A 23211-nucleotide genomic window follows, 5' to 3' on the forward strand; every position below is an offset into this window, starting at 1 on the left:
ATTTAAATGAGACGAGCGGTTTTCTTAGATCGAGATGGCGTAATCAATCGAGCTATTGTGCGCGATGGCATGCCTTATCCTCCGAGAGATTTGGAGGCTTTGGAAGTTTTGCCGGGAGTACCTGAAGCCCTTAAAAAACTGCACGAAGACAGCTATCTCTTAATAGTGGTGACCAATCAACCTGACGTAGCCCGCGGAACAACCCAAAAATCAGATGTTGAAAAGATCAATGGCCAACTGTTATCCCAGCTGCCATTAGATGCTATTAAGACTTGTTATCACGATAATGGCGATGGATGTTTGTGTCGAAAGCCTTTGCCGGGCGCATTGATTGATGCGTCTGAAGAGTACCAAATTGATTTATCAAAAAGTTTTATGGTGGGCGATCGTTGGCGAGATATAGAGGCTGGTCAATCTGCAGGTTGTAAAACTTTTTTTATCAATCATCGCTATACCGAGAGACAGCCTGAGGCGCCTGACTTTATTGTGTCATCTTTATTAGAGGCGCAAAAAATTATTACTGGAGAGTTTTAAATGAAAAAAGTAGAAGAATTAAATGTTAAGATTTTTGCTGATGGTGCTGATAAAGCTGGCATGTTAGACATGTATGCTAAACCATTCATCAAAGGTTTAACCACCAACCCAACCTTAATGAAAAAGGCTGGGCTAACTGATTACCGAACTTTTTGTAAAGATATCCTTGTCTTAATTAAAGATAAACCCCTGTCTTTTGAAGTTTTCTCCGATGATTTTGCTGAGATGGAGCGTCAGGCTTTAGAGATCTCTAGTTGGGGCGAGAATGTTTATGTCAAGATTCCGGTAACCAATACTAAGCAAGAAACTTGCTATTCCTTGGTTAAAAAGCTGGCAGATCAAAAGGTTAAGCTCAATGTTACTGCGTTGATGACGCTTGATCAAGTGCGCGATGTGGTTGCCTCACTGAATCCAAGCATCCCTAGTTACGTATCGGTATTCGCAGGCCGTGTAGCTGATACCGGTGTAGATCCAGTTCCTTTGATGGCTAAGGCGGTTGAAATATTAAAGGTAGCTCCCGCGGCAGAGCTTATTTGGGCCAGCCCAAGGGAATTGCTTAATATTTTCCAGGCTGATGAAATTGGATGTCATGTAATTACTGTCACTAACGATATTCTAAAAAAACTATCCCTAGTGGGCTATAGCTTGGATGAATATTCTTTAGATACTGTAAAGATGTTTTATAAAGATGCGGTTGACGCAGGTTTTAAGCTTTAATTCGGCCTTGCTTTTATGGTACCCAAAAAGAAGGGGTATCAGTCCGATGGGGTCTCAAGTGATGACAAATGATTGATTTCAACAGAAGTGTAATTTAATGGACCTTGGCTTTCAATAAATCGCCTGGAAGCATAGTTTTATCTTGACTGATTCCCTAATTTATATTCATTAATGCAGATTACAGCAACCAAACAGTCACTACTAAATCTCCCTCGCTCAGCTAAGCGGAGTTTAGTGATGCTTTTCGATGCCTTTTTTTGTGGATTCAGTGTTTGGTTGGCGTTTGGACTCAGAGTGGATCAGTGGGGATATTTTGAAAGTGAGCAGTGGATAGTATTTATTGCCTCGATTGGATTTTCATTTCCCCTTTTCATATCTTTTGGTCTATATCGAGCTATTTTCAGATATGTTGGCTCAGCAGCTTTTTTATCGATAACACATGTTTTCATTATCTATACCAGTATCTTTTGTATTATTTTTACGATCATTAGTGTAGATAATGTGCCGCGGTCGATTGGTATTATCCAGCCAATGGCCTTATTTATTGGGATTGGTGCTAGCCGCTATTTTGTACGGCATTGGTTAGGCGGTATCAATATTACTCAAAAAGTATTTCGCCGATCTCAACCTATTGCATTGATTTATGGAGCCGGCTCAGCTGGACGTCAATTGGCATTAGGTCTATCAAGCAATAGAGAAATACTGGTCAAAGGTTTTATTGATGATGATCCACGCATCCAAAAAAGTACTATTAATGGAATTTCTGTGTACCCAAACACCGATGTGCAAGCTCTCATTCGTCGACTGGGTATTTCGGATGTACTTTTAGCTATTCCTTCAGCTAGTGCAGAGCGTAGAAGCGAAATTATCGCCTCCTTAAATGGATCTGGGGTACGTGTTCGAACCCTGCCGGGTCTGATCGAGCTGGCCTCGGGTTTGGCTAAGGTGCTTGACTTACATGATTTGGATATGAATGATTTGCTCGGAAGGTCGGTCGTGCCGCCGAAAGTTGAGTTATTGGAAAAGAATATTCGTAATCAAGTGATTTTGGTAACAGGGGCTGGTGGCTCAATTGGTAGTGAGCTATGTCGTCAGATTATTAATTTTTCTCCTAAATCATTAATATTGGTTGATAGCAGTGAACATAGTCTCTATTTAATTTATGAGGAATTAAAGAGGGCTCTTATTGGTCTTGAGGGCAGCTCTTTAGCAAGAGTTGGTGATGATCAAGATTCATTACTTCATTTAGATTCATCAATTAAGCTAGTTCCTTGCTTGGCTTCGGTACGCGATGAAGAATTGTTGCTGAAGCTTTTCAGAGCTCATCAGCCTGCTACGGTCTTTCATGCGGCGGCATATAAACATGTTCCATTGGTGGAGCAAAATCCTGTTGAAGGTATCCGTAATAATGTTTTTGGAACCCTTACCTGCGCCCAGATAAGCTTAAAGTGTGGCGTAAGAAATTTTATTCTAGTAAGTACCGATAAGGCTGTTAGGCCAACGAATGTAATGGGGGCAAGCAAGCGGATTGCTGAACTGGTTTTGCAGGCAATGGCTGACATACCCTCTAAGAGCGGTCGCTTTACTAACTTTTCAATGGTCCGCTTTGGTAATGTGCTTGGCTCATCTGGGTCTGTAGCACCACTTTTTAGCGCTCAAATTGCCGCAGGTGGACCTATTACCCTGACGCACTCGGAAGTGACTCGTTATTTTATGACCATTCCCGAAGCTGCGCAGTTAGTTATTCAGGCTAGTTCAATGGCTGTTGGAGGCGATGTTTTTGTATTGGATATGGGCGAGCCCGTTCGTATTTATGATTTAGCTGTCAAAATGATCTATTTATCCGGACTATTGGTTAAGGATGATGCTCATCCCCATGGCGATATTGAGATTAAAGTTACCGGTTTGCGTCCAGGGGAAAAGCTTTATGAAGAACTCTTGATAGGAGATAATCCGCAACCAACAGTCCACTCAAAAATCATGAAGGCGCATGAGGAGTTTTTGTCTTGGGGAGATTTGGAGCAAGAGCTTAAAAAGCTCAATGTTGCATTGGATGCATGTGATTACAAGTTGATTAGAAGTGCGCTCAAAAAGTTAGTGCCTGGCTACCAGCCTAATGACAATGCAGGAGATTAAACTGTTGGAAGGATTTATTAAGAAATGAAAATCATATCTAAGGTTGGTTTATTTTTCATGATCTTGTGACATATCTATATTAGCGATGAAGCTATTGCTTCTTATGCAACGGATTAATTACTGAGTAATGAAATAATAAAAGAGCCTTCTGGGCTCTTTTTTGTATCTTAAATTACCAAAGTCTCCAAGTGCTTTAAGTTACTCCCAAATCTTAAGCTTGACCTGAAGTGATATTGCACCATGCACGCGATCACCAATGGTTGGGATTACAAAGACGTTCGCTCCGACCCAATCACATTCCCAGGTCAGTGCTGGTAGGGCTGCTGCAAACCAGCCGCCATTATTGGTGTTGGGATAACCATTAAAACCACCAATCACGGCGCCAATTTTGATAGGGCCAATAGCGATCGGTTGGTAATACATGCCTGCGTAATTAGAGTAAGTGCGATCGCTGTTATAAAAGCGTCCTGCTGTTAGTGAGGCAACAGTATTAAAGCGATATTCAAGTCCGGCACCCCAGTTGCCGTTATTGAAATTCTTATCTTGATCAAAGTGTTGAGACACCATGCCCGCATTAACCCACAGCTGGCTTTTTGTCTGAGGTTTAATAATTTGAATCAAGTCGCTTGTATTGCTTGTGTCATTTCTATCGTTTGGTTCGCTTGCTACGCTTACATTGCATCCCATGGCAATGAATGTGACTACTGTGAGTAATTCAAGCGCACATCTCTTAAGCGGCAAGCAGCTTTTTTTGAACGCCATGAAGATTATTTCTTGGAGTTATCAGATTTACTGCTACTTTTATCTTTATCTTTATTTTTATTGCGCTTGGTGTTCATGCTCAAGATACTTCCGTCAGCATCGCCACCCAAACGGGTAACACTCTTGGGCTAACCCTCTCTGCTTATCAATATAAAGAGCCGAGCTTGGATGTCGAGATTAGCGCTCCATTAGTGGGTGTTGATTACACAGGCACTTATGCATTTGGTAATGATTGGTTTGCAAAGGCTGATGTTCGTTATGCCTATGGTTCAGCCAAATACACTGGCAGTGGTACGCAAAGCAATATCCCGTATTCCTACTATGACTTACGAGGTTTATTTGGTTACGACTTTCATTTTTCTGAGTTAGGCGGCTTTGTTCTTGCGCCCTTTACCGGTATTGGTTATCGCTATCTATTTGATAATCAAACTGGTCCAACAAGCTCAGGCGCCAATGCTTACCAACGCTCAAGCACTTATGTTTACTTGCCGATTGGTATAACGCACCGCATGAAGGTGAATGAGGCCCACAAGCTAGAAACTGTTTTTGAGTATGACTACTTGATTCAGGGCACCCAGGTCTCCCATTTATCTCAAGCAGCATCCTATTTGCCCGATATTACTAACCAGCAGTTCCGTGGTTATGGCTTACGTTTCTCTTCTATGTATCAATTTTCAGAATGGTCGGTTGGGCCTTATGTGACGTATTGGAATATTCAAAATTCCAATACAGTGACCAATCCAATTAGTGTCAATGGGGTTAACTATCGCTTAACTGCCTATGAGCCAGCCAACAACACTATTGAAGCGGGCATCAAAGTCGCTTACTCGTTCTAAGGAACGAGACTTAGGAACAAATATTCCAAAAAGATGATGATGTGAACTATTCCTTGCAATAGGGTAGTTCTACCAATGGCGAGAGTCAGTGCCCCAATAAAGAATGACAAATACATTAGCGTCATATTGAGATCGCTAATACCTAGGCTGAGCGGAAGATTAAAGAAGATTGCAATTGCTGCAACTGTAGGAATGGTCAGTCCAATACTGGCTAAGGCAGAGCCTAGGGCTAAGTTCAAGCTACTTTGCAGGCGATTAGCCTTGGCAGCTCTTACAGCTGCAAACCCCTCAGGCATTAGTACCAATAAAGCAATGGCAATACCCACAATCGTTTTAGGAGCGCCAGCAGCGGCAACACCTCTCTCAATTGCAGGACTTAATAACTCTGCAAGACCTACTACGGTGATGAGAGATAGCAAAAGTAATACAGCGCTAAAAGCTGTCTTGGCATTACTGGGCTTGTGCGCATGAAAATTGATATCGGTTTTCTTATCCTCTGTTTTAGGTAAGTAATAGTCACGATGACTTACTGTTTGGAAGAAGAGAAATGCGATATAGAGTGCAAATGAAGCAATACCCGCAAAAGCCAGTTGGCTCTTAGTGAAGTCAGGGCTTGGTGTGCTGATAGTCACAATCGGCATCACCAAAATAAAGGTTGCCAAGGCGGTAAGCACTGCCAGTGCGGAGTTGGTACCCTCATTTCTGAACGTCATTTCATGATGGGTGAGACCGCCTACAAAGATGCAAAGACCAATGACGCCGTTTATCACAATCATGACGGTTGCGAAGACCGCATCACGGGCAATGAACTCCGATCCTTCGTGCCCTGTCAGCATCATCGATATGATGAGTGACACTTCAATAATCGTGACGCTAATAGACAGCACCAAAGTGCCATAAGGCTCACCCGTTTTGTGGGCAATCACTTCAGCGTGATGAACAGCTGATAGAACGGCACCAATCAGGGTGACACTCATTAGGGCAATAAACCAGGTTTGGCTTAATAGGGCAGTCATAGATGCAATCTAGAAAATAAGGTTAAGCTAGCAGGTGAAATCACCCTAAAACGATTAATTATTAATTACTGAGAGTTTATAGCCATCCATGAAAGCCATTATCTTATTTGGGCACGGAGCAAGAGATAGCCGTTGGCGGGAGCCATTTGATCGCTTAGCCGTATTGTGGCGAGAGCAGCATTCCAAGACCCCAGTGGAGCTGGCTTTTTTAGAAATGATGCAACCTTCGTTAGAAGAGGCAGTGATCAGCTTAAGCGCGCAGGGAGCGAATGAAATTACTGTAGTGCCGGTTTTCTTTGGGCAAGGTGGTCACCTGCGCAATGATTTTCCAGTGTTGCTCGAGGAGTGTCGGGGTAAGTTCCCCAACATGACATTAAGCGCTACGCCTGCCGTTGGTGAGGACTTGGCTGTCTTGCAAGCCATTGTCGACTTCGGAGCCAAGGCTCTTTAAGTGTTCGCTTACTTGGGCTTTGCTTCTCAAGGCTTCGCCAATCATGATGAGTGCAGGCGAGCTACTATCAAACCATTGATCCGCTTTGCCGGCTGCCAACTCTTTTAGATTGCTTGTCCATAAGCGCTCACGTGAAGTACTCACAGCTTCTAATATTTGTACAGGCGTATTGCCATGTTGATTGGGACTTTGTGCAATTAATTGCTGTGCAATAAGAGCTGCATCTTTACGACCCATGTAATACACCAGAGTATCGGCAGAAGGATTGGAGATTGGATGTCCCGGGGTAAGGTTCTCGGCACCCTGAGCTAAGGTAACAAACGCCACACTACGGGAAACCCCACGTAATGTCAGTGACTGCTGAATGCTTGCTGCGCCAGCGAGAGCTGCTGTAATTCCGGGAACTACCTCAACTTCAATACCAGCATCTTTAAGAGCCTGAATTTCTTCATCAGCACGACCAAAGAGCATGGGATCACCGCCTTTAAGGCGAACAATTACTGAATGTTTCTTGGCCGCATCAACTAAGCGCTTATTAATGAACTGCTGCGCTGAAGACAGCTTGCCACATCGCTTACCCACTTCTACCTGAATAGCCTGTGGGCAGAGTGCCAGCATCTCTGGGTCAACTAACGCATCAAAGAATACGATGTCAGCTTGCCCCAATAGCTTGGCGCCACGAACGGTAATGAGATCCACAGCGCCAGGGCCAGCGCCAACCAAATGCACTTTTCCGAGTGTATTGTTTGCGTTAGTAGGTGTTGTAGTCATAATACTTTGTGCTCTCTCGATTAGGCGTCTAGGGCTGCTTGGGCAGTGCGCGTAGTTCTGAGTCCGCGCCAGCTATTTTGAGTAGTCACGCTATATAAATTAAATTGCTTTAAGGCGACATCGAGTTTTTGATCAGGGCGTAAAGCAAAGCTATCAAAGCCAACACGAGCGCCTTGTAGAAGTTGATCAATCAATACATCGCCAATCGCGCGGATCTCGCCTTGCCATTGAAAGCGATCACGCAATAATGCTGCAGTACTAAAGCTGCGACCATCTCTAAAAATAGGAAAGTGAGCGGCGACCAAAGGCCAAACCTTTTTGCCTGCTTCAATCACATCGGCATGCTTGAGGATGTCATCATCGGTAGCAAACCACACACCAATCTGACCATTGGTCGCTTTGGAGGCTATATCCGCTTCATGATGGTGTTCTAGCCACCAGGTAAACGGCACTAATACTTTGTGGGCACCATGCTCAAGATCCGGGAGGCCTCCTTCGTCTTGGCTGCCACCCCAGACTTGCCATTCATTTGGAGCTAGAGCAGGTTTGCCATCCTTTGGAAAATGCAAAATTTCTGCATGAGAGGTGATATTGAGCTGGCTCATGCTGCACCTCCGTCAACAGCCTTCTCTTTTTTCTTGGCGTTTTCGTTTTTATCTTTATAGGCGGCTTCTTTGAATGGAGTAACACCTAAGCGGCGATAAGCCTCAATAAAAGATTCATCTTCAGTGCGTTGGACAACGTAGGTATTAATGACATTGGTGATGACATCCGGGATTTCATCTGCGTAGAAAGAAGGCCCAATGACTTTGCCAATCGCCGCATCATTACCTTGCTCGCCACCGAGAGTGATTTGATACCACTCTTCACCGTCTTTATCGACACCAAGCACCCCGATATTGCCAACGTGATGGTGGCCGCAAGAGTTAATACACCCTGAAATATTGAGGCTGATATCGCCCAAATCAAACAAATAGTCTAAATCGTCAAAACGTTCCTGAATAGCCTTGGCAATCGGTAGTGATTTGGCATTTGCCAAAGAGCAGAAATCGCCGCCAGGGCAAGCAATGATGTCCGTAAGTAAGCCCACATTCGGTAGCGCTACTTTTTGTTTCTTCGCCTCTTGCCAAAGTGCATAGAGTTTTTCTTGCTCTACATCAGCAAGCACTAAGTTTTGTTCGTGAGTAGCGCGCAACTCACCAAAACTATATTGGTCTGCCAAATCAGCAATTGCTAGCATCTGTGCAGTAGTAGCATCACCAGGTGCAACTGTGCCATGCGGTTTGAGCGATAGAATCACGCTTGCATAACCAGGCACTTGATGGGGTTTGACATTGCGCTCTAACCATTTGCTAAATGCGGTTTTATCTGCCTCGCTAGCAGTATTGATGACTTGCTCATTGGTAAGTGCATTTAAGTTCTTATAAGCTGGCTTAGTAAAGTGCTTGGCAATGCGATCCCATTCTGCTTGAGTGAAATTGTCATCACTATCTTTATTGAATAGCCACTCACCTTCAACTTGGCGGGCAAATTCTTCAGGGCTTAAAGCCTTTACTAGAATCTTGATACGAGCCTTATACAGATTATCTCTACGACCAAAGCGGTTATATACACGGAGCAGGGCAGTCAGGTAGCTAGGCAATAGTTGCCATGGCAAGCCTGTCTTAATGAGTGAGCCCAAGATAGGAGTACGACCCATACCGCCACCAGCATAGATGTCTGCGATCAATTGGCCTTGTGCATCTTTCTTTAGCTCAATGCCAACGTCATGGCAAAGCAAAATCGTGCGATCTTCTTTGGCGCCATTGACGGCAAATTTAAACTTGCGAGGTAGGTGTGCAAACTCAGGATGGAGTGTTGACCATTGACGAAGTAATTCACAGATGGGACGCGGATCAACATATTCATCACCAGCGACACCAGCAAAGGCATCACTCGTAATATTGCGAATGCAGTTGCCTGAAGTTTGGATGGCATGCATTTCTACTTTGGCTAGCTCAGCCAAAATATCGGGTGTGTCTTCTAAAGTCACCCAGTTGTATTGAATGTTTTGACGGGTGGTGAAGTGGCCATAGCCACGGTCATACTTTTCAGAAATCAGCGCCATAGTGCGCAGCTGCTTGGAATTAAATAAGCCATAAGGAATAGCTACCCGCAGCATATAAGCATGGCGTTGGTGATACAGGCCATTCTGTAGCCGTAGTGGGCGGAACTCTTCTTCGGCAAGGGTCCCATCGAGGCGCCGAGCTACCTGATCGCGAAACTGGGCAACCCTTTGATTTACAAGGGTTTGGTCAATATGGTCATATTTGTACATAGCCCACGATTGTCATGGATTTTGTATATTGCTACAAATACTCAAAATTCCATCTTATATAACCAAATCTATATATAGATTCTAGCGAAGCTTAAAACCGAAACTCCTGATAGTGCCGATATAGATTAGCAATGGAGGCAAATCCCAAGGTAACCATGAGGATAGCAAAAACGTAATCAGTCGTTAAATACGTGAAGATGCCAGCTTGAATAAGAACTACTGCTCCAATAAAAGCGGCAATCGCGCCAATTACAACCAGTTTGAAGTTGGGAATAAAAGCACCCAAGGTAATGGCAATAAAGACGAGATAGAGGTCGGAGACTAGTTGATCGGCTGTCACAAACACCGTATTGGTAAATTCTGGGTTGGTAAATTTACCCAAGACAGCAATGATGAGGATGACTCCCAGAATTACAAAGTTTAGCTTCGCTTTGCTTAGAATGGTTTTAAGTTGCTCATTCATCTTATTTCTTTACTGGTCTATTTATCTGCTTAGCCAGCGCTGCCGCTAAATACCAGGCTGATGCCGATCCACAGCAGCACAAAAGCCACCAAGATTGTTAAGCCTATTTTTTTCAAGAAATATTCCAAGCTGTCCATATAGGCTTCGTCGTTGCGACCAAAGTGCTGATCAAAGCGTTTCCACACCAGGCGACCCACTACGAGTGGCAGGAGCATGGCAACAATGCCAAGAATGACGGTAAGAGTGTTATCCATTGGGGGTATTGGTTATTTTGTAAAAGGATACAGAATACCCGTATTTATAAGTGCTCAAGCTTTCGGGTTCAGTAGGCCCCTTACTTCTAGTGGTTCAGCAACGATTTAGGCGATTTTGTCAGAGTTTATTGATACAGTAGAGGCTTCTTAGCGCATCAATTACATAGGGAGCAGGTAAATGGCTGAACTGAACACGGCACAGATTAACGAAATTCGCACTAAGGTTTTAGGTGCGGCAGCAAAAGTGCCAGGCGCACTAATTGGCATCGGTATTTTATTGATCGTGCTCGGCATGATTGGTGTTGCGGGTCAGGTATTGTTCTCGTTTATCTCGGTCAACGTCTTAGGCATCTTTTTGTTTGCCGGTGGTGTACTCCAGGGCATTCATGCATTTCAATCCAGCGGTTGGAAGAGTGTTGGTATCCAAATCATCTTTAGTATTTTGTACATTGCTGGCGCACTTTATGTTTGGGCGTTCCCAATTCCAGCACTTGAAGCTATTACCCTTTGGCTCGCAGCGATCTTTTTTGTGACTGGCGTGCTACGTTTGATTTCAGCTTTTCAGCATCGTCAGTTTAATGAGTGGATTTGGTTGGCGCTTTCAGCAGCAATCTCCATTTTGATGAGTGTATTGATCATGAATAACTTCCCAGCAGCAAGTTTATGGTTGCCTGGTTTGTTGATCGCGATTGAGTTGCTCTTGCAAGGCTGGTCATTGTTATTCTTGGGCATTGCAGCGCGCTCGATTGTTAAGTAATTTGTACGGTAATCTGGGCAGAAGGGCTTTCCAATGACCATGAAAAAGACCGATCTGTATAAAAACTTGGCTCTGGTGACTGCGCAGCGCATGAAAAACGCTGCCAAGACACCAAAGCTCACTGCAGCAGATAAAGCCAAAACCAAAAAAGAGCTAGCAAGTGCTAATCCCTTGCTAGCCTCTTTAATGGGCAAAACTAAAGCGAAGTAGTGCAGTCAAAAAACCATTTTCTGCTGGTCGATTTCTTAAAGACCTTTGCCGCTTTCACCATCATCTTGCATCACCTTTCGAGCTATGGCCAGATCGCCGAAGATGCACGGCTCCTCCAGCCAGGAGTGATGACTTTCTTATTTGAATATGGTCGCTATGCCGTACAAATCTTTTTGGTGATGGGTGGTTACCTTGCGGCGCAGTCTTTAAGCAAGACCAGTAATCTCAAAACGCCCCAGGATGTTCTGAAGACAATTATTAATCGCTACTTGCGCCTGTTCGCCCCATATATCGTGGCGCTGCTATTGACCATCGCCTGCGCATGGGTAGCGCGTTTTTGGGTGCAAGATGAATTCGTTGGCCAATCCGAAACGCTGGGTCAATTGCTAGCCCATTTGTTTTTCTTGCAAGGCATCTTAGGCTTAGATGCCATCTCTGCTGGCGTTTGGTATGTAGCGATTGATTGGCAGCTCTATGCCATCTTGGCTTTAATGCTGGGCATGTTCCCAGGCTTTCGATCTGTGATTTGGATCTTGATGGTCTTGTGCGTCACTTCCTTGCTCTACTTTAATCGCTTAGGTGAGTACGAAAACTATTTCATTTACTTTATCGGGGCATATGGTTTAGGGGCGCTCGCCCAGCTTTGTAAAAATTACCCAGATCCATTGGTGAACCGTTTTGCGAGAATCATGTTTGCTCTCATTGGGGTAGCGATTGTGATTGCGAGCTTTCAGCAATTTTGGCTAAGAAATATCCTAGCGTATCTTGTGGCAATCGCCCTCATCTTTTTTGGAGACTGGGCCTATAAGGATCAAGCACGAGACCACAAGCCAATTGAGCCACATAAACTCTTTAATGCGATTTTGTGGAGCAGCCGCAGATCGTATTGCGCATTCTTATTACATTTCTCATTTATCTTATTAGCCAACAGCCTCTACATAGGCTGGGGAATGAGCCGCTTGCATGATGGTGCTTTAGCGCTCGCACTAATGATGATGGCATTGGTAGGCAGTTGGATGGCTGCCAATTATCTCTACCGCTGGGTAGAAGTGCCTTCACGTAAATTAAAAATTGACTGATTAAATTACGCAGATTTAATACCACTCTTAGAATAAGTTAATTGATCTATTAAATTATGAGTGTAAAATTACGGATACGACTCACCCTATAACCGTTTGATTTATTCAAATGCTTTTGGGGCGGCAAGCCACCTTCGGGTGGCTTTGTCTTTTTAAGGATGGCAAAAATATTAAAACTATTGTTTATATTGATGGTTATAACCTTTACTATGGGTTGTTACGAGGCTCAAATCTAAAATGGCTCGATATCGTAAATTTATTTGCAAGCTATGCTTTAGATAAAACCGCTCTTCTGGTTGAGGTACGGTATTACACTGCGCCTGTTTTGGGCAGGATGTCAGATGACCCTAGGTCTACTCAGCGACAGCGTCAATACCTGCAGGCCTTAAAAATAATGCATCCTAAGACCTTGATTGTCATTGAAGGGAAAATATTGGCTAGCAAACCACATCAAAGATTGGTAAAGCCGATTCCTCAGGCGCCTGAATTACAAATTGTTCAGGTTTATGACTTCAATGAAAAAAAGACGGATGTTAACTTGGCCTCCGATCTCATAACAGGGGCATGGACAAGCGCCTATGATCAAGCAGTAATTTGTTCCAATGATTCTGATTTAGAGGGAGCATTGGTGGCAGTTAAGCGGCATCACCCCAAATTGCGCATAGGAATTGTGGCACCAATTCGGAGCGGGGATCATCGTCATATCTCTGGCGATTTAGCAAGAAATGCTGATTGGAAAAAAATTCTCAGCGTGCATCATATTGCCGCCTCACAACTACCATTAAGCATTCCAAATTCAAAGCTTACAAAACCAGAGTCTTGGTAGAGTTAACCTTAAAGCCCCATATCTTTTAACACCCGAAAGATTTCGCGATACGCTTTAGGCGGTTTGTTTTGCTCTTTTTCTCTACGTGCATTCCGAATCAGGGTCCGCATATTCTGAATATCCATATCAGGATATTGCTCAATCATCTTAGTAAAAGCTTCATCGTTAGCAATTAAGCGATCACGATAGCTTTCTAAAAAATGGAGCTTGGCAGTTTCTGCTTTGCTGACCCCTTGAATCGCATCTAACCTTTTTTGAATGGCATCGAGTTCTTCTTCATCTAAGAAGCGCATGAGTTTGCCGAGATACTGCTTATGACGACGAATCGCTTCAAAACTTTTGATCTTATTCGTTTCAGCAATCGCCACTTTGATCGCCTCATCAAGAGGGATGGTTTTTAGGGCATCGCTACTTAAAGCCGCTAGGACTTCCGCCAATTTCTGGCGCTCAGTCATTTGGCGTTTGAGCTCAGACTTGCTAGGGCCCTCATCGACCTCATCTAGCTTGGGCGTGCGATTCTTCTCATTAATATGCATCTGCTCATTTTAGACGGGTATTGGGCTATGCTGGCTAGAGGCTCGATTTTTGGGTTTGGTAAATAATACGCATTAGAGAAGCCCTAAATAAATACAAAATAGGTATTCAATAGGGCATTCAGCGAATATCGTTTTATCTGATGTAAACCATATGACACAAGCAAATACCTACGACTACATCATCATTGGGGCAGGCAGTGCCGGCTGCATGCTGGCCAAGCGACTGACTGAGAATCCCAACAAAAAGGTGCTGCTTATTGAGGCAGGTAAAAACGATCACTACATCTGGATTCATATTCCAGTAGGGTATTTGTATTGCATTGATAACCCCAGAGCAGATTGGCGTTTTAAAACGGTTTCGGAAGAAGGGCTGAATGGCCGCTCTTTGCTTTATCCCCGTGGCAGAGTATTGGGTGGCTGTTCTTCAATCAACGGCATGATTTATATGCGCGGCCAAGTGGGTGATTATGACTCTTGGGTGCAAGCCACTGGAGATGAGTCTTGGTCTTGGCAAAATGCACTGACACGCTATAAAAAGTTTGAGGATTATCACAGCGGTGCTAACGAGTGGCATGGCAAAGGCGGTGAGTGGACGGTCTCGAAGCAACGCCTGCGCTGGCCTATCATGGATAGGTTTAGAGAAGCAGCGGTGCAAGCTGGCATTCCTTCATCCGATGACTTTAATCGTGGCGACAACTTTGGTGTTGGTTACTTTGATGTGAGTCAGCGCGCTGGCTGGAGACTCAATACCTCCAAAGCATTTTTAAAAGATGCGGTGAAGCGTAGCAATCTCACAGTGATTACTGAGGCAGTGGTTACTAAGCTCAAGATGGATCCTCAAACTAAAAATTGTTTGGGTGTGGAGTACCTCAAAGACGGTACTGCTGCGCAGGCCCTTTGCGCCAATGATGATGCCAGTGAAGTCTTGTTGTGTGCTGGTGCAATTGGCAGCGTGCAAATCCTAGAGCGCTCAGGTATTGGCGCAGCTAGTCGTCTATCTGCATTGGGCATTCCGGTGGTTGCCGATTTACCGGGCGTTGGTGAGAACCTACAAGACCATTTGCAATTGCGCATGGTTTATAAAGTCAACGGTATCAAGACACTCAATACCAAAGCTAACTCTTGGTTTGGCAAGATGATGATTGGCTTGGAGTACTTATTGAAGCGCTCAGGGCCGATGTCAATGGCGCCCTCCCAATTGGGCGCATTTGCTTATAGTTCGCCCGAACAACCGAGTGCCAATGTGGAATACCACGTACAACCTCTCTCGCTTGAAAAATTTGGCGAAGACTTGCATGCGTTTAACGCCTTTACTGCCAGCGTATGTAATTTACGACCCACCTCAAGAGGTAGTGTGCATATCAATTCTGTAGATCCTGAAGCGCCACCACTAATTCACCCCAATTATTTATCCACAGAAGAAGATCGCAAAGTTGCGGCAGAGTCTTTGCGCTTAACTCGCAAGATTGTGGAAAGTCCTGCATTAGCACCCTATTCTCCTGAGGAATACAAACCGGGTGTGCAATATCAAACTGATGCAGACTTGGTAAAAGCAGCGGGTGATATTGGTACTACGATTTTTCATCCGGTTGGTACTTGCAAAATGGGGCGTGATGATGACCCTATGGCTGTATTGGATTCTCAATTGCGAGTGAGAGGCATTAGCCATTTGCGTGTGGTGGATGCTTCTGCAATGCCGACCATTACCTCGGGCAATACCGCCGCCCCAACCATGATGATTGCGCAGCGCGTGGCGGAGTTGCTCACTGGTGAATAGCTCACACAAAAGTCATCAGCTACCTCTCAGCCATCTTTTATTAGCACTAGCTATTGTGGCGGTGTGGGGTACAAACTTTGTGGTCATTAAAGTCTCCTTAAGAGAATTTCCACCATTTCTGTTTGCAGCGCTGCGTTATATCTTTGCTTTACTACCGCTCGTATTTTTTGTACCGCGACCCAAAGCCTCTTGGAAAAATCTCTGTCTGTATGGTTGCGCCATTGGGGTGGGGCAGTTCGGTGTGATGTATTTCGCGATTGACGGCAAGATTTCACCGGGCTTAGCCTCTTTAGTCATTCAGACTCAAGTATTTTTTACAATTGGCTTTGCGATGTTTTTTGCCAAAGAGGGTTTGAGGCTCTATCAAGCAGTAGCCGTAGCCATCGCCATGACGGGTTTGGGGATTATTGCGCTGCACACGGACGCTAATACGACTTTTGTCGGTTTAGCCTTGGTGCTATTTTCAGGATTTTCCTGGGGCGTAGCCAATACCGTGAGCCGCCGCGCAGGTGCGATCAATATGTTCTCTTATGTGGTTTGGGCCAGCGCCTTTTCGATACCGCCACTTCTCTTGATTTCCTGGTTCTTCGAGGGTGGCACAGAGGGCATGGCTAGCGCAATGACTTCTGCCACCGCCTGGGGTTGGGCAGGAGTCCTGTGGCAGTCTTGGGCCAATACGCTCTTTGGATATGCCGCTTGGGGTTGGTTGCTTTCAAAACACCCGGCTGCGGTAGTCGCACCAGCACCCCTATTGGTGCCCATCTTTGGAATGGGGGCTTCCGCCTTTTTCTTGAGTGAGTCACTGCCCCTATGGAAGGTGATGGCTGCAGGGTTAGTGATCACTGGCTTGATCATTAACTTGTTTTGGCCCAGCCTGAAAAAGGGCCTTGCCAAAGCATAAGCCCTGGGTAATGTAAAACCCTAATAGATACCCCTTTTTTTGCCCTAGCAATCACAGTAAGATAGTTCTTCGTTATTTGTAGTGCCTATAAAAAAGTATTTATTTAATTAGTAATTTTTAGTCATGGAGACTTTATGAATATTCGTCATCACATCTTTGCGGTAGCTGCTGCTGCAATGCTCACAACCGGCGCTTACGCTGCCGATATCAAATTAGGTGTAGCGGGTCCGTTTACAGGTGGTTCATCCTCAATGGGTGTCAGTATGCGTGACGGCGTACGTCTTGCAACAAAAGAAATCAACGCTGCTGGTGGTATCAACGGCAACAAGATTGTTTTAGTCGAGCGTGACGATGAAGCAAAAAATGAGCGCGGCGTGCAAATTGCGCAAGAGCTGATTAATAACGAAAAAGTGGTTGCCACTTTGGGTTACATCAATACTGGTGTTGCATTGGCTTCCCAGCGTTTCTATCAAGATGCGAAGATTCCGGTGATGAATAACGTTGCTACTGGTTCTTTAATTACACATCAGTTCCCGAATGCCCCAGAAAACTATATTTTCCGTAATGCTGCAGCTGACAATATTCAAGCGCCAATGATTGCTAAAGAAGCAGTTGAGAAGCGTGGCTTGAAGAAAGTCGCAATTTTGGCTGACTCTACTAACTACGGCCAATTGGGTCGTGAAGATTTGGAGAAGGCATTAAAAGGTTATGGCGTGACTCCAGTTGCTGTTGAGAAATTCAATATTGGTGACGTGGATATGACTTCGCAATTGCTCAAAGCAAAAAATGCTGGTGCTGAAGTAATTTTGACTTACGCAATTGGACCTGAGTTGGCACAAATTGCGAACGGAATGGGTAAGTTGGGCTGGAAAAAGCCAATGATTGGTAGCTGGACATTGTCTATGGCTAGCTTTATTGATACAGCCGGTAAGAATGGTAACGGTGCAACTATGCCTGAGACCTATATTCAGTCACCATCCACCACTGCTAAGCGTAAGGCATTCCAAGAGGCTTACTTAAAAGAGTTCAAGCCTAAAAATAACAATATCGCTTCTCCAGTTTCTGCTGCTCAAGGTTACGACTCTGTATACCTCTTGGCTGCAGCGATTAAACAAGCAAACAGCACTGAGGGACCAAAGATTTTGGCAGCCTTGCAAGATCTCAAAACCCCAGTTGATGGTGTGGTGATGACTTACAACAAGCCTTACACAGCAACTGACCATGAAGCCATCAAGGCAAAAGACGTCGTCATGGGTGTAGTTGAGAACGGCCGTGTTGAGTTCTTGAACGCTGAGGACGCAGCTCCGAAGAAGAAGTAAATCAATAAACTAGCGGGCAAATTGCATTAGTATTTTGCACTGCAACATTTGTTAAGACAAAGCGCCGCCCACAAAGCGGCGTTTTGCTTACAATGTCGGATTCGTTAATAAAACAGTATTAAGTATATTTAGGCCAAAAAATGGACATGCTTGCACAAATCCTCTCGAGCGGTATCGCAGTGGGGATGATCTATGCGGTTATCGCTTTCGGTTTCCAGCTTACCTTTGCCACTTCAGGCACATTGAACTTCGGTCAGGGTGAAGCCTTGATGTTGGGTGCCCTGGTTGGTTTGACCTGCGTTGATACCTTTGGCATCAACTATTGGGCAATGATTCCGATTGTGTGTATTTTCGGAATGATTCAAGGTAGCTTTGTTGAGCTTATTGGTGTGCGTCCTGCCATCAAAATCAAATCCGAATTTGGTTGGATTATGTCTACCATTGCACTCGGTATTATTTTTAAGAACGTTGCTGAAAATATTTGGGGTCGTGATGCATTGCCATTCCCATCCCCGCTTCCAATGGAGCCAATGAATTTCTTGGGAGCCAATATTCTCCCAATGGAAATTTTGGTGGTTGTTGGTGCACTGGTCATGATGTTATTGGTAGAGTTCTTTAACCGTAAAACGATTTACGGAAAAGCAGTTGTGGCAACTGCAAACGACCGTGATGCTGCAGGCCTAATGGGTATTAACACCAGCATGGTCATTACCTTCTCTTATGCATTGTCCTCATTGACTGCAGCCTTCGCAGGTGTATTGATTGCACCATTGACTTTGACTGGCGCGACCATGGGTGGCGCTCTTGGTTTGAAGGCCTTCGCGGTGGCGATTATCGGCGGCTTATCTAGCGGTCTCGGAATCATTGTGGGTGGATTGATTCTCGGTATCGTGGAAACCGCTACTGGTTTTTACATCTCTACTGGTTACAAAGATGTTCCAGGTTTGATCTTGTTATTGCTGGTATTGGCATACAAACCATCTGGTCTCTTCGGCAAATCTGCGATTAAGAAAGTTTAATGATGAAATTGAAGTCTCTATTACCCATATTAATTGCAATAGTCGGCCTATTTTGTTTGCCGCTCTTTATTCATAACCCGTATTACATCCACTTAGCAGAAACCATTCTGATCTACACCATTCTGTTGTTTGGTTTGGACATTGTTGTGGGATATGTTGGTCAAGTATCTTTGGGTCATGCTGCTTTGTTCGGTATTGGCTCTTACACGGCCGGTATTTTGTTCTTCCATTTTGGCTTACCAATTTGGGTCACTATCCCAGCATCGATCATCGTGACTGCAATCTTTGGTGGCATCTTGGCATTGCCGGCCCTTAAGGTGATTGGTCCTTATCTAGCGATGGTGACTTTGGCGTTTGGCACCATTGCACAGATTTTGATTAACGAGATGACTTGGTTGACTGAAGGCCCATTGGGTATTAAGTTGACTCGCCCTGAGCTCATGGGTGTACCAATGACTAAAGCAGAGTATTTCTGGTTGGTATCGGTCATTACGATTCTGGCGCTCATCGTGATCGATCGTTTTGTGAAATCCCAAATGGGACGTGCGTTTGAAGCATTGCGTGATAGTCCGATTGCTTGCGACTGTATGGGTGTTTCTGTATATCGCTTTAAGGTGATTGCATTCGTGATCAGTGCAGCCTTTGCTGGTTTAGCAGGTTGCTTGTACGCTTACTCCGAGCAGTACATTTCTCCGAACACCTATAACAATGAATTAGCAGTGCTGTTCTTGCTGGGCATCATCATGGGTGGACGCAAGTCTCGTCTGGGCGCGGTAATTGGCGCTGCCATTATTGTGTTGTTGCCGAAGTTGCTAGATGACATCTTCTTGTTCCGTATTGTGGCTTCTATCATTGCTATTGTGGTGGTGCTAGGTGCTGCAATGGCCTTGTCCAAAAAAGTGACTACTCCAAAACGCGTGGCTGTGCCTATTGCTGGCGTAGTCGGTTTAGCGGCGTTCTCTTTCTGGCTCAATAGTATTTCTGACTGGCGCCTGAGTATTTTCGGCTTCATGATTTTGTTGGTGGTGTACTACTTGCAAAACGGTATTGTTGGTTTTGCGAAGAGCTTCTACCAGTCTATTGCAGGCAAGGCGAAGACTACTCGTGGTGGCGATGCAGAGGCAGTAGATGATTCCATCAGCTTTATTAGTGCTGTAGGCAATCAAAATGCTGGCGCAGAACTTCTCAAGGTGGATTCTGTATTGATGCAGTTCGGTGGCCTGAAAGCCTTAAACAATGTTGACCTCAGCATTAAGCGCGGCACCATTCACGGTTTGATCGGTCCGAACGGTTCCGGTAAGAGCACGATGATGAACGTCTTGACTGGTATTTATGTACCTACCGCAGGTAACGTTCTTTACGCGGGTGAGAGTGTTGTTGGCAGAACTTCTTCTGACATTGCTTTGTCCGGTATTGCTCGTACTTTCCAAAACGTTCAGCTCTTTGGTGAAATGACCGCCATCCAAAATATTTTGGTTGGTCTGCATCACACCTTCAAGTCCAATATGGCGGAAATTGCTTTGCACCTGCCACGTTACAAGCGTGAAGAGGCTGAAGCACATGCTCGCGCAATGGCTTTGCTCAAGTTTGTTGGCTTAGATGACCTAGCAAACGAAGAAGCGCGTAACTTGCCATACGGTAAGCAGCGCTTGCTCGAAATTGCTCGTGCATTGGCCCTCGACCCAGAATTGCTCCTCTTGGATGAGCCAGCTGCTGGTCTCACTGCACCCGATATTCAAGAACTCTTGCGCATTATTCGTAAGATTCGCGATAACGGCATTACCTTTATCCTGATTGAGCATCACATGGACGTGGTGATGTCAGTATGCGATACCGTTTCTGTATTGGACTTCGGTCAGAAGATTGCAGAAGGTAAACCCGCTGAAGTTCAGGCAGACGAGAAGGTGATTCATGCCTACTTGGGCACTTAATCACTAGAACAATATTGAATCGGTAAATACCATGTTATCTATTAAAAATCTTGAAGCCGGCTACGGCAAAGTCAAAGTCCTCCACGGCATCAATATTGATGTCCCTAAAGGTCAGGTGATTACTTTGATCGGCTCAAACGGTGCCGGTAAAACGACCACCATGCGGGCAATCACCGGCATGATTAAACCCACTGCTGGCGAAGTAACTTTGGGCGGTGAAAAAATTGACGGTTACGACTCTCATAAAATCGCCCGTTTAGGTTTAGCGCACAGCCCTGAAGGTCGCCGTGTCTTTACAACCATGTCAGTGACTGACAATCTATTGCTAGGTGCATTCCCACGTTTTACTGGTAGCCGTCCAAAAGGCGATATCAAGAATGACTTGGAGAAGTCTTTGGAGATGTTCCCGCGCTTAAAAGAGCGTCGCAATCAATTGGCAGGCACTTTATCTGGTGGTGAACAGCAGATGTTGGCAATGGCGCGTGCCGTGATGTTAAATCCCGAGATTATTCTCTTGGATGAACCGTCAATGGGCTTAGCGCCAATCTTGGTTGAGGAAGTGTTTAAGATCATCTCCAGCCTCAAGTCTCAAGGTGTCACCATGTTGTTGGTCGAGCAGTTTGCTGCCGCCGCTCTAAACGTGGCGGACTATGGTTATGTATTGGAGAACGGCAAGATTGCAACCCATGGCCCAGCTGCAAAACTCAAAGATGACCCAGCTGTTAAAGCAGCTTACTTAGGTGGTGCAGGTGGCCACTAAGCAATAGCACTGATGCGAACAAGAAGCCCTCAGCGTATTAGCACTGAGGGCTTTTTTACTTCTGGGGGCCTGAATATTTTCTGAAGCCATGGATCAAAAAGATGGCAGTAAATAGCAGGCCAATCATCCAGTGAGTCTGAATCACTTCATCTCGAATATCTGCAGGACCGTAATACAGTAAAGCACCTGTGATTACCAATGCACCCAAAAAACCCAACTGACTAAAGCCACTCAACCTTTTCTTTTGAGATTTGAAGCCTGCTTTCAGATGAAATGGTAGGACTGAGCCCAAAGCCAATATCGCCAGCATGGCAGCAATCCCATGGGTAGCCAAGACGGTGTGATTGCCCAGCCAGCTTTTCTGAATGCGAAACTCGTGGCCCAGTAAATAGAGGCAGCCCGATAGTGAACAAGCCAGCATACTAGTGAGCACAAATGATCTTTGCCAGTTTGGCATCTTCCCTAAGCGACTCATGCGGTGATCTTGATAGCTTGAGCGTTAAAGTAATCGAAACAAGGATGATTGGGTCGTTTTGAGAGAGCAAGTACTTTAGTAAGGGCATCTGCGTACACACATTCACTTGCGATGATGGAAAAGGATTCAGAAAAATGAAAGTAGATGTCATTTGCCTCTTTTGCCATGGGATTGATGATGTGACTTGGTTTTCTATCTCTATGGGCAAAGTAGAGAGCGCTGGTTGCAATGGCGCCATTGTGTAATGTGCCAATATCAATCAAATGCTGTGGTGAACTTGGATTGCGGATTTGGATTGGCCTTGGTCTGTTACCAAATACGCGTAGATCGCCGCCTGCATTAACGCACCCAGAGGAGACGCCGTTTTGTATCAATACCTCAACAGCTTTATCAACTGCAAAGCCTTTAGCAATGCCACCTAGATCTAAACAAACAGGTTTGCTCACTTGAATTTTCTCAGGCTTTATCAATTGAACATCTTCAATGCCACCAAGTGAGTGATTAAATACATCAATATTTCGGGGTAATAGACCCGCTTCTACCAATCGATGCCCAATACCGCAATTAAATAAGCCACCTGACTGCGTATAAATGTCTTGAGCAATTCTTAATACTTGAGCGGTCCAAGGATGAATATCGATAGGTTTGATATGGGCGTAGCGATTGATTTGATTCAGCTCGCTGAGTGGATCATGGAAACTCATCAAGTCTTGAACTTGTTGGATTGCCTCAAAGGCTTCATCCATTGCACTTTGGCAATTCTCTAACTCAATCGAGATCTCAACAAAGGTCCCCAGTAAGGGCCGAGCGCGCGCCTTCATTTTTCTTTGAGCGCTTGCTCATATAAAACGCTGACACGTTTCACGCCATCAGTGATGTGTTTGCATGAGAGGGTGGCACCACCAATATTTTGGATATCCTGATTTAACTTAATAGGATCTTTAGCAGTCTTACCGGTAAATTGTGCCCGCCATTGGGCTTCAGCGACTTCGTATCCATAGGATTCGACATATTCCAAAATCTCGACACCCAAGATGCTGCCGTTGGGTGCTATCCCAACAGCGTAGGTAATCATTTCATGCTTGCCAACCACTTCATCGACGATCAACCAGCCACCATTCGCAGTTTTCCAGATGCGCTCACCTTGAAAAGGATGGCGAATGCTAGAAGTAGCTCTTAGCTTGTCTTGTAAATCACCCGTAATCAGGATAGGTGCTTTAGTCAGCGGCTTATTGGGAAATAAAATTTTCTGTGCCTGCTCTATGGAGACATAAATTTTTGCCTGGGCAATGATCGGTACACTGACCATTGCCAAGCCCACCATCGCAACAGGATTAGGTTTCCAGTTCATCAAATCTGTTCTG

Annotated in this window: 26 protein-coding genes; 15 read left to right on the forward strand and 11 right to left on the reverse strand. The window is 44.9% G+C overall.

What is annotated here, in order from left to right; translation table 11 throughout:
* The first annotated feature begins 6 nt into the window (after positions 1 to 6).
* The 3 genes from IEN92_RS05245 to IEN92_RS05255 all read left to right on the forward strand — a co-directional run bounded on the left by IEN92_RS05245 (position 7) and on the right by IEN92_RS05255 (position 3387).
* Positions 7 to 534, forward strand: a complete 528-nt coding sequence (locus IEN92_RS05245; protein ID WP_216161296.1) for an HAD-IIIA family hydrolase — start codon at positions 7 to 9, stop codon at positions 532 to 534.
* Positions 535 to 1251 (forward strand): transaldolase, encoded by a 717-nt coding sequence (locus tag IEN92_RS05250; protein ID WP_216161299.1) that lies wholly within the window; start codon positions 535 to 537, stop codon positions 1249 to 1251. It begins immediately after the preceding gene.
* A 237-nt stretch (positions 1252 to 1488) separates the two neighbouring features.
* Positions 1489 to 3387: a nucleoside-diphosphate sugar epimerase/dehydratase gene (locus IEN92_RS05255; RefSeq protein WP_216161302.1), complete on the forward strand. Its 1899-nt coding sequence runs from the start codon at positions 1489 to 1491 to the stop codon at positions 3385 to 3387.
* Between the two features lie 198 nt (positions 3388 to 3585).
* Here the strand turns inward: IEN92_RS05255 and IEN92_RS05260 are convergent, their stop codons facing one another.
* Positions 3586 to 4149: a hypothetical protein gene (locus IEN92_RS05260; protein WP_255539771.1), complete on the reverse strand. Its 564-nt coding sequence runs from the start codon at positions 4147 to 4149 to the stop codon at positions 3586 to 3588.
* A gap of 164 nt (positions 4150 to 4313) precedes the next feature.
* Between IEN92_RS05260 and IEN92_RS05265 the strand changes: the two genes are divergently transcribed.
* Entirely contained in the window at positions 4314 to 4985 is a 672-nt protein-coding gene (locus IEN92_RS05265; protein ID WP_216161305.1) for a hypothetical protein, read from the forward strand.
* Here IEN92_RS05265 and IEN92_RS05270 read toward each other — a convergent pair.
* Positions 4982 to 6001, reverse strand: a complete 1020-nt coding sequence (locus tag IEN92_RS05270; protein WP_216863904.1) for a calcium:proton antiporter — start codon at positions 5999 to 6001, stop codon at positions 4982 to 4984. The genes IEN92_RS05265 and IEN92_RS05270 overlap by 4 nt on opposite strands.
* Before the next feature lie 88 nt (positions 6002 to 6089).
* On the opposite strand from IEN92_RS05270, the gene IEN92_RS05275 reads away from it, so the two are divergent.
* A complete protein-coding gene (locus tag IEN92_RS05275; RefSeq protein ID WP_216161308.1) occupies positions 6090 to 6452 on the forward strand; it encodes a sirohydrochlorin chelatase in 363 nt (120 codons plus the stop codon).
* Here IEN92_RS05275 and cobA read toward each other — a convergent pair.
* The 5 genes from cobA to IEN92_RS05300 form a co-directional block, all read right to left on the reverse strand.
* Entirely contained in the window at positions 6375 to 7223 is an 849-nt protein-coding gene (gene cobA, locus IEN92_RS05280) for a uroporphyrinogen-III C-methyltransferase (protein ID WP_216161310.1), read from the reverse strand. The two genes, IEN92_RS05275 and cobA, sit on opposite strands and share 78 nt — an antisense overlap.
* Before the next feature lie 20 nt (positions 7224 to 7243).
* Positions 7244 to 7828, reverse strand: coding sequence for a DUF934 domain-containing protein (locus tag IEN92_RS05285; protein WP_216161313.1), 585 nt, complete (start codon positions 7826 to 7828; stop codon positions 7244 to 7246).
* Positions 7825 to 9540, reverse strand: a complete 1716-nt coding sequence (locus IEN92_RS05290; RefSeq protein ID WP_216161316.1) for a nitrite/sulfite reductase — start codon at positions 9538 to 9540, stop codon at positions 7825 to 7827. Before IEN92_RS05290 ends, IEN92_RS05285 begins: the two co-directional genes overlap by 4 nt.
* Positions 9541 to 9631: 91 nt before the next feature.
* Entirely contained in the window at positions 9632 to 10003 is a 372-nt protein-coding gene (locus IEN92_RS05295; protein ID WP_216161319.1) for a hypothetical protein, read from the reverse strand.
* Between the two features lie 29 nt (positions 10004 to 10032).
* Entirely contained in the window at positions 10033 to 10257 is a 225-nt protein-coding gene (locus IEN92_RS05300; protein ID WP_216161322.1) for a hypothetical protein, read from the reverse strand.
* A 178-nt stretch (positions 10258 to 10435) separates the two neighbouring features.
* Between IEN92_RS05300 and IEN92_RS05305 the strand changes: the two genes are divergently transcribed.
* The 4 genes from IEN92_RS05305 (at position 10436) to IEN92_RS05320 (ending at position 13129) form a co-directional block, all read left to right on the forward strand.
* Positions 10436 to 11014, forward strand: a complete 579-nt coding sequence (locus IEN92_RS05305; RefSeq protein ID WP_216161325.1) for an HdeD family acid-resistance protein — start codon at positions 10436 to 10438, stop codon at positions 11012 to 11014.
* A gap of 33 nt (positions 11015 to 11047) precedes the next feature.
* Positions 11048 to 11224: a hypothetical protein gene (locus tag IEN92_RS05310; protein WP_216161328.1), complete on the forward strand. Its 177-nt coding sequence runs from the start codon at positions 11048 to 11050 to the stop codon at positions 11222 to 11224.
* Positions 11224 to 12303, forward strand: coding sequence for an acyltransferase family protein (locus tag IEN92_RS05315; protein ID WP_216161330.1), 1080 nt, complete (start codon positions 11224 to 11226; stop codon positions 12301 to 12303). Before IEN92_RS05310 ends, IEN92_RS05315 begins: the two co-directional genes overlap by 1 nt.
* Positions 12304 to 12418: 115 nt before the next feature.
* Positions 12419 to 13129, forward strand: a complete 711-nt coding sequence (locus tag IEN92_RS05320) for an NYN domain-containing protein (RefSeq protein ID WP_216161336.1) — start codon at positions 12419 to 12421, stop codon at positions 13127 to 13129.
* 8 nt (positions 13130 to 13137) lie between these two features.
* Here the strand turns inward: IEN92_RS05320 and yjgA are convergent, their stop codons facing one another.
* Positions 13138 to 13665 carry a ribosome biogenesis factor YjgA gene (gene yjgA, locus IEN92_RS05325; RefSeq protein WP_216161339.1) on the reverse strand — a complete coding sequence of 176 codons (528 nt, stop codon included), beginning with the start codon at positions 13663 to 13665 and terminating at the stop codon, positions 13138 to 13140.
* 151 nt (positions 13666 to 13816) lie between these two features.
* Between yjgA and IEN92_RS05330 the strand changes: the two genes are divergently transcribed.
* The 6 genes from IEN92_RS05330 to IEN92_RS05355 all read left to right on the forward strand — a co-directional run bounded on the left by IEN92_RS05330 (position 13817) and on the right by IEN92_RS05355 (position 21372).
* Complete coding sequence (locus IEN92_RS05330) at positions 13817 to 15442, forward strand: GMC family oxidoreductase (RefSeq protein ID WP_216161342.1); 1626 nt, start codon at positions 13817 to 13819, stop codon at positions 15440 to 15442.
* Positions 15435 to 16343 carry an EamA family transporter gene (locus IEN92_RS05335; protein WP_216161345.1) on the forward strand — a complete coding sequence of 303 codons (909 nt, stop codon included), beginning with the start codon at positions 15435 to 15437 and terminating at the stop codon, positions 16341 to 16343. Before IEN92_RS05330 ends, IEN92_RS05335 begins: the two co-directional genes overlap by 8 nt.
* Positions 16344 to 16477: 134 nt before the next feature.
* On the forward strand, positions 16478 to 17662 hold the full coding sequence (locus tag IEN92_RS05340; protein ID WP_216161348.1) for an ABC transporter substrate-binding protein: 1185 nt from the start codon (positions 16478 to 16480) through the stop codon (positions 17660 to 17662).
* Positions 17663 to 17802: 140 nt separating this feature from the next.
* Positions 17803 to 18681, forward strand: a complete 879-nt coding sequence (locus IEN92_RS05345) for a branched-chain amino acid ABC transporter permease (protein ID WP_215375441.1) — start codon at positions 17803 to 17805, stop codon at positions 18679 to 18681.
* A 2-nt stretch (positions 18682 to 18683) separates the two neighbouring features.
* Positions 18684 to 20612, forward strand: coding sequence for an ATP-binding cassette domain-containing protein (locus IEN92_RS05350; RefSeq protein WP_216162223.1), 1929 nt, complete (start codon positions 18684 to 18686; stop codon positions 20610 to 20612).
* A gap of 31 nt (positions 20613 to 20643) precedes the next feature.
* A complete protein-coding gene (locus IEN92_RS05355; RefSeq protein WP_215375444.1) occupies positions 20644 to 21372 on the forward strand; it encodes an ABC transporter ATP-binding protein in 729 nt (242 codons plus the stop codon).
* Positions 21373 to 21427: 55 nt separating this feature from the next.
* Here IEN92_RS05355 and IEN92_RS05360 read toward each other — a convergent pair whose 3' ends face one another.
* From IEN92_RS05360 to IEN92_RS05370, 3 genes are read right to left on the reverse strand one after another with little or no spacing between them, the layout of a single operon-like run.
* On the reverse strand, positions 21428 to 21847 hold the full coding sequence (locus tag IEN92_RS05360) for a hypothetical protein (RefSeq protein ID WP_215375446.1): 420 nt from the start codon (positions 21845 to 21847) through the stop codon (positions 21428 to 21430).
* Entirely contained in the window at positions 21844 to 22668 is an 825-nt protein-coding gene (locus tag IEN92_RS05365) for an FAD:protein FMN transferase (protein ID WP_216161351.1), read from the reverse strand. Before IEN92_RS05365 ends, IEN92_RS05360 begins: the two co-directional genes overlap by 4 nt.
* Positions 22665 to 23198: an FMN-binding protein gene (locus tag IEN92_RS05370; RefSeq protein WP_216161355.1), complete on the reverse strand. Its 534-nt coding sequence runs from the start codon at positions 23196 to 23198 to the stop codon at positions 22665 to 22667. Before IEN92_RS05370 ends, IEN92_RS05365 begins: the two co-directional genes overlap by 4 nt.
* Positions 23199 to 23211 lie beyond the last annotated feature (13 nt).

The organism is Polynucleobacter sp. MWH-Creno-3A4 (assembly GCF_018881885.1).
Lineage (GTDB): Bacteria > Pseudomonadota > Gammaproteobacteria > Burkholderiales > Burkholderiaceae > Polynucleobacter.

Bases quoted from the DNA above. Each gene is read 5' to 3' on its own strand.
- IEN92_RS05350 (WP_216162223.1), top strand. From the start codon at position 18,684: ATGAAATTGAAGTCTCTATTACCCATATTAATTGCAATAGTCGGCCTA.
- IEN92_RS05290 (WP_216161316.1), bottom strand. From the start codon at position 9,540: ATGTACAAATATGACCATATTGACCAAACCCTTGTAAATCAAAGGGTT.
- IEN92_RS05260 (WP_255539771.1), bottom strand. From the start codon at position 4,149: ATGGCGTTCAAAAAAAGCTGCTTGCCGCTTAAGAGATGTGCGCTTGAA.
- IEN92_RS05250 (WP_216161299.1), top strand. From the start codon at position 535: ATGAAAAAAGTAGAAGAATTAAATGTTAAGATTTTTGCTGATGGTGCT.
- IEN92_RS05255 (WP_216161302.1), top strand. From the start codon at position 1,489: ATGCTTTTCGATGCCTTTTTTTGTGGATTCAGTGTTTGGTTGGCGTTT.
- IEN92_RS05340 (WP_216161348.1), top strand. From the start codon at position 16,478: ATGAATATTCGTCATCACATCTTTGCGGTAGCTGCTGCTGCAATGCTC.
- IEN92_RS05245 (WP_216161296.1), top strand. From the start codon at position 7: ATGAGACGAGCGGTTTTCTTAGATCGAGATGGCGTAATCAATCGAGCT.
- IEN92_RS05305 (WP_216161325.1), top strand. From the start codon at position 10,436: ATGGCTGAACTGAACACGGCACAGATTAACGAAATTCGCACTAAGGTT.
- IEN92_RS05275 (WP_216161308.1), top strand. From the start codon at position 6,090: ATGAAAGCCATTATCTTATTTGGGCACGGAGCAAGAGATAGCCGTTGG.
- IEN92_RS05295 (WP_216161319.1), bottom strand. From the start codon at position 10,003: ATGAATGAGCAACTTAAAACCATTCTAAGCAAAGCGAAGCTAAACTTT.
- yjgA (WP_216161339.1), bottom strand. From the start codon at position 13,665: ATGCATATTAATGAGAAGAATCGCACGCCCAAGCTAGATGAGGTCGAT.
- cobA (WP_216161310.1), bottom strand. From the start codon at position 7,223: ATGACTACAACACCTACTAACGCAAACAATACACTCGGAAAAGTGCAT.
- IEN92_RS05270 (WP_216863904.1), bottom strand. From the start codon at position 6,001: ATGACTGCCCTATTAAGCCAAACCTGGTTTATTGCCCTAATGAGTGTC.
- IEN92_RS05365 (WP_216161351.1), bottom strand. From the start codon at position 22,668: ATGAAGGCGCGCGCTCGGCCCTTACTGGGGACCTTTGTTGAGATCTCG.
- IEN92_RS05310 (WP_216161328.1), top strand. From the start codon at position 11,048: ATGACCATGAAAAAGACCGATCTGTATAAAAACTTGGCTCTGGTGACT.
- IEN92_RS05370 (WP_216161355.1), bottom strand. From the start codon at position 23,198: ATGAACTGGAAACCTAATCCTGTTGCGATGGTGGGCTTGGCAATGGTC.
- IEN92_RS05300 (WP_216161322.1), bottom strand. From the start codon at position 10,257: ATGGATAACACTCTTACCGTCATTCTTGGCATTGTTGCCATGCTCCTG.
- IEN92_RS05360 (WP_215375446.1), bottom strand. From the start codon at position 21,847: ATGAGTCGCTTAGGGAAGATGCCAAACTGGCAAAGATCATTTGTGCTC.
- IEN92_RS05285 (WP_216161313.1), bottom strand. From the start codon at position 7,828: ATGAGCCAGCTCAATATCACCTCTCATGCAGAAATTTTGCATTTTCCA.
- IEN92_RS05355 (WP_215375444.1), top strand. From the start codon at position 20,644: ATGTTATCTATTAAAAATCTTGAAGCCGGCTACGGCAAAGTCAAAGTC.
- IEN92_RS05345 (WP_215375441.1), top strand. From the start codon at position 17,803: ATGGACATGCTTGCACAAATCCTCTCGAGCGGTATCGCAGTGGGGATG.
- IEN92_RS05330 (WP_216161342.1), top strand. From the start codon at position 13,817: ATGACACAAGCAAATACCTACGACTACATCATCATTGGGGCAGGCAGT.